The organism is Mycobacterium sp. 1245852.3, assembly GCF_001669335.1.
Classification (GTDB): domain Bacteria; phylum Actinomycetota; class Actinomycetes; order Mycobacteriales; family Mycobacteriaceae; genus Mycobacterium; species Mycobacterium europaeum_A.
This window is the reverse complement of sequence record NZ_LZLL01000327.1, coordinates 1-3,817: the sequence shown is the minus strand read 5'-3', so window position 1 is coordinate 3,817 and position 3,817 is coordinate 1. Positions and strand designations below refer to the sequence as shown.

Here is a 3,817-nt window from a genome sequence, read left to right as displayed (position 1 = left end):
CAACCACGTCTCCTCGGTGGTGCTGTTCGGCATGCCCAACGTGCGGGCGATGAACTTCCTCAACGAACCGCCCGTGGAAATCGGCCCGCTGTATCAGGACAAGACCATCAAGGTGTGCGCCACCGAGGACCCGGTCTGTTCCGACGGCCTCAACTTCGCCGCACACAACACCTACGCCGACGACGGCACGATGATCGACAAGGGAGTCGCCTTCGCCTCCAGCCACCTGGGCCTGGGTGGTCCGGCTCCGGTCGCGGCGCCTCCGGCCGGCTTCGGCGGCTGAGTAGCCGGCCGGCTAGCCGGGGATCCGGCCCAGGATCAGGTTCGTCAGGGCCATCGTGGCGTGCTCGCTCGGGCCGGGCCCGTCGCTGGCGCACGCGCCCGCCTGAACAAACACGTTGGCTTTCGCGGCTAACCCTTGGATGCAGAACATCCGGGTCGGCGTCTGCAGCACGTGCGCCATGGTGGTGACGCCGTTGCCGGCGTCGACGGGCGGCTCCATGGCCACCGGGTACGTCTGGCCGTTCGGCCAGGTGGCATTCATCATCGCGCCGCCGCATCGACGAAGGATCGACAGCACCTTGTTCAGCTGAGCCTGCGCCGCCGCCGCGTCGTGAAACCTTGCGACCGTCTGACCAACACCCCACTGGTGATCGACGTCGTGGGAATCGGCGAAGCCCGACCCCGCGAACCCAGCGATGGCCGGTACGTCATAGGTCTCCGGAGATCCGGCCTCCATGACGGCCCAGCAATCCGTCCGGTCGATTCGGCCACGCCCCGGGTCGGGTGTCGGTTGGTGGACCGTCGCACCAGCCTCCATGGCCGGATCACCGGTGAAGTTTTTGATGTCCTCGAGATTCGCCAAGAGTCCGTCAACATCGGCTGGCGCGACGGTCGGCGCTGAAGGTTGCGTCGTGGTGGTGAGCTGCGCCGTGGTCGCGGGCGTCGCGGCCCGAGTCGCGTCGGGCAGCGTCGCGCGGACGATCACCGCGACCACCGCCGCGGTGATGAACACGTACGACAGCGTCACGCCCACCAGAGCGCGATCGCGGCCACGCTCGCCGGTGCGCCGCATCTGCGCCAATCCCAAGTGGCCCAGGATGAGACCGGCCGGGGCGAAGACGAACGCGAACACCACCGACAACGTCGCCAACACATTGACCTCAGCACGCGGCGGGCCCGGCGGTGGCGGCTGGTGTTGCGGGCCGGGCGGTGCGGCACCGAACGGGTTCGGGTGAAAGGGGCTGGCGCCAAAGGGATTTGACATGCGGCTAACCCGGGATTTTGTTGAGGATGAAGTTGGTGACCGCGAGGGCGGTTTGCCGGCTGCGGTCGGTATTGCTGGTGGCCCACACCCCTACGTCGATGACCACGTTGGTTTTAGCGGCGATCGCGCGGACACCGAAGACGCGAATCGGGGTGTCTGACACGTTGTCCATGGTCGTGATGCCGTTGCCCGCATCGGCGGGCAACGTCATGGAGGCCGGGTATGCCTTGCCGCTACTGCGTGTCTCATTGACCGTTAAGCCCCCGCATCGCTGCCAGATGGATCGCAGGTTGGCGAGCTGTGTCTGCGCCGCCGCGGCGTCGCGATACGCCGCGACCCCTTCCCCTACGCTCCATTGATTGAGGGGTTCGTTGGTGTCGAGGAAGTTGGACTCGGAATAGCCGCTGATGAGTGACAGGTCGTAGACCGAGGGCTCGCCGGAACGAAACGCCCCGAAACACTCCGGTCGGTCGATCGTAGTCGCCTGCGGGTCGAGCGTGGGCCGATGGTATGTCGTATAGACCGTCAATGTCGGGTCGCCCGTGAACCTTTTGGCGTCGTCGAGAGTCGGCAGCAGCCCGTCGAGATCGGCCGGCGCGACGGTGGGCGGCGGTGGCTTCGTGGTGGTGGTTGGTGGCGCGGCTTGGATTGACCTCGCGTCAGGCATGACCGCCCCGACGATCAACGCAACCACCAATGCGGTGATGAACACATACGACAACGTCACCCCGACCAAGGCGCGGTCGCGACCACGCTGTGCGCTGTGGCGAATCTGCGCTAATGCCAAGTGGCCCAGGATGAGACCGGCCGGGGCGAAGACGAACGCGAACACCACCGAGAGCGTCGCCAACACGTTCGCCTCGTCGCGCGCCGGTGGGACCGGCGGTCGCGGCGGGTGTTGCGGACCTGGCGGACCTCCGAACGGGTTCGGTTGAAATGGGCTGGCGCCAAAAGGATTCGTCATGTGTTCAGCTTGGAATCTTGTTGAGGATGAAGTTGGCGATATCGAGTGCGGCCTGCTGGCCGCGGTCGGTGTCCACCAGTACGACATTGATGTCAACGACCACATTGTTTTTGGCGGCAATCGCTCGGTCGTTGCGCGACCGCAGCACCGGGCCCTGGGTGGTCAAAACCATGACGGTGATGCCGTTTCCGGCATCGGAGGGAACACCCATCGAGACCGCGACCGGCGCCGCCTGCTTGCCCGGAGGCGGAAGGATGTTCATCGTCGACCCGCCACATTTGCGCCATATCGACACCAGATTCGCCAGCTGCCGTTGCGCGGCCGGCGGGTCCCGGAAGGACATGAGCGCCTGCCCCGCTTCCTTGAGTGCGGGTATGTCGTGGTCGTCGACCAGCACCAACCCGTAGTAACCCACGAGGGCCTGCGTGTCGGAGTTCGGAGCGCCGCCCCCCATGACCGGCCAGCACTCGGGGCGATCCACCGACGCGCTGTCGGAATCCGGGCCTGGCCTGAACGTCGGTGGCAGGGCAACGAGGTTGGCGTCCCCGACGAACCGTTTGACGTCGTCGATCGTCGGCAGCAGCGCGGGCAGGCCCGTCGGGGTGACCATGGACGACGGCGGGGACGAGCCTGCACCGGTCGAGGCTGGCGCGCTGGTGCCTGACGCCGTCCGAGATGAGCCGTCGTCGGACTGCGTCGCCCACGCCACCACGCCCACCACCGTCAGCGTGATGACCGCATACGACAGCATCAAGCCGACGATCGCGCGATCACGCCCGCGTTCACCGGAACGGCGTATCTGCGCCAGGCCCAGGTGGCCCAGGACCGCTCCGGCGGGCGCGAAAACGAACGCGAACACGACCGATAACGTCGCGAAGACGTTGGCGCGCCGCCGCTGCGGTGGCGGCGCAGTGTAGATGGGCGGCCCCGGCGGCATTCCCCCGTATGGGACACCACCGTACGGGGTTTGGCCGAAGGCATTAGGGCCGAATGGATTCTGCGGTTGGTTCATCGATGGGTCCTGTCAGCCCGGGATTTTGCCGAGTGTGTAGTTGACAACGTCCACTGCCGCCTGGTGCGCGCGATCGACGGCGGCGGCGCTCGCCCGCACCTCGATGAACACATTGTTCTTGACGGCCATGGCCAACACAAAACGCACCGGCTGTCCCTGAGCATGGACATCGATGGTGCTAATGCCCCTACCGGAATCCGCAGGCACACCGACCGAAAACGACACGACTCGACCACTGTCGGCATAGGTCAATTTCACGGTCGAGCCGCCGCATCGCTGCCATACCGACCGCAGATCACCCAATTGCTTTTGCGCCGTAGCCGGATCCTGCATGGCAGCCACGGATTGCACGGATCCCCTTGGGCCGCCCGCACTCTGGAGGTCGAAAAATCCCGACATGGCGACACCCAGCGGGGTCACCGTGTAGGCGTCCGGGATGCCGATGGCGATCGTGGCCGCACATTCGGGCCGGTCATACGTCCCATCTTTGGGACTCAGCGGGGTGAGTTGGTGGACCGGATCCTCGCCCTTGAGATTCGGATCTCCGGCGATGTTCCTGACGTCGTCGAGGCTG

5 protein-coding genes are annotated in these 3,817 nt (G+C 66.0%); 1 reads left to right on the top strand and 4 read right to left on the bottom strand.

The genetic code is table 11. The features are described 5' to 3' along the window. The coding region (locus tag A9W96_RS15005; RefSeq protein WP_156765255.1) for a cutinase family protein at positions 1-283 on the top strand (283 nt) is incomplete at its 5' end. 12 nt (positions 284-295) lie between these two features. On the opposite strand, the gene A9W96_RS32195 is transcribed toward A9W96_RS15005, so the two are convergent. From A9W96_RS32195 to A9W96_RS14985, 4 genes are all read right to left on the bottom strand, one after another. Beyond that, positions 296-1,267, bottom strand: a complete 972-nt coding sequence (locus A9W96_RS32195) for a sensor domain-containing protein (protein WP_066882312.1) — start codon at positions 1,265-1,267, stop codon at positions 296-298. A 4-nt stretch (positions 1,268-1,271) separates the two neighbouring features. Then, the gene (locus A9W96_RS31465; RefSeq protein WP_197499526.1) at positions 1,272-2,120 is read right to left on the bottom strand and encodes a sensor domain-containing protein; all 849 of its coding nucleotides are present in this window, start codon (positions 2,118-2,120) and stop codon (positions 1,272-1,274) included. Positions 2,121-2,235: 115 nt separating this feature from the next. Beyond that, positions 2,236-3,243 carry a sensor domain-containing protein gene (locus tag A9W96_RS14990; RefSeq protein ID WP_067140835.1) on the bottom strand — a complete coding sequence of 336 codons (1,008 nt, stop codon included), beginning with the start codon at positions 3,241-3,243 and terminating at the stop codon, positions 2,236-2,238. Between the two features lie 12 nt (positions 3,244-3,255). Continuing rightward, on the bottom strand, positions 3,256-3,817 hold a 562-nt coding region (locus A9W96_RS14985; RefSeq protein ID WP_197499525.1), incomplete at its 5' end, for a sensor domain-containing protein.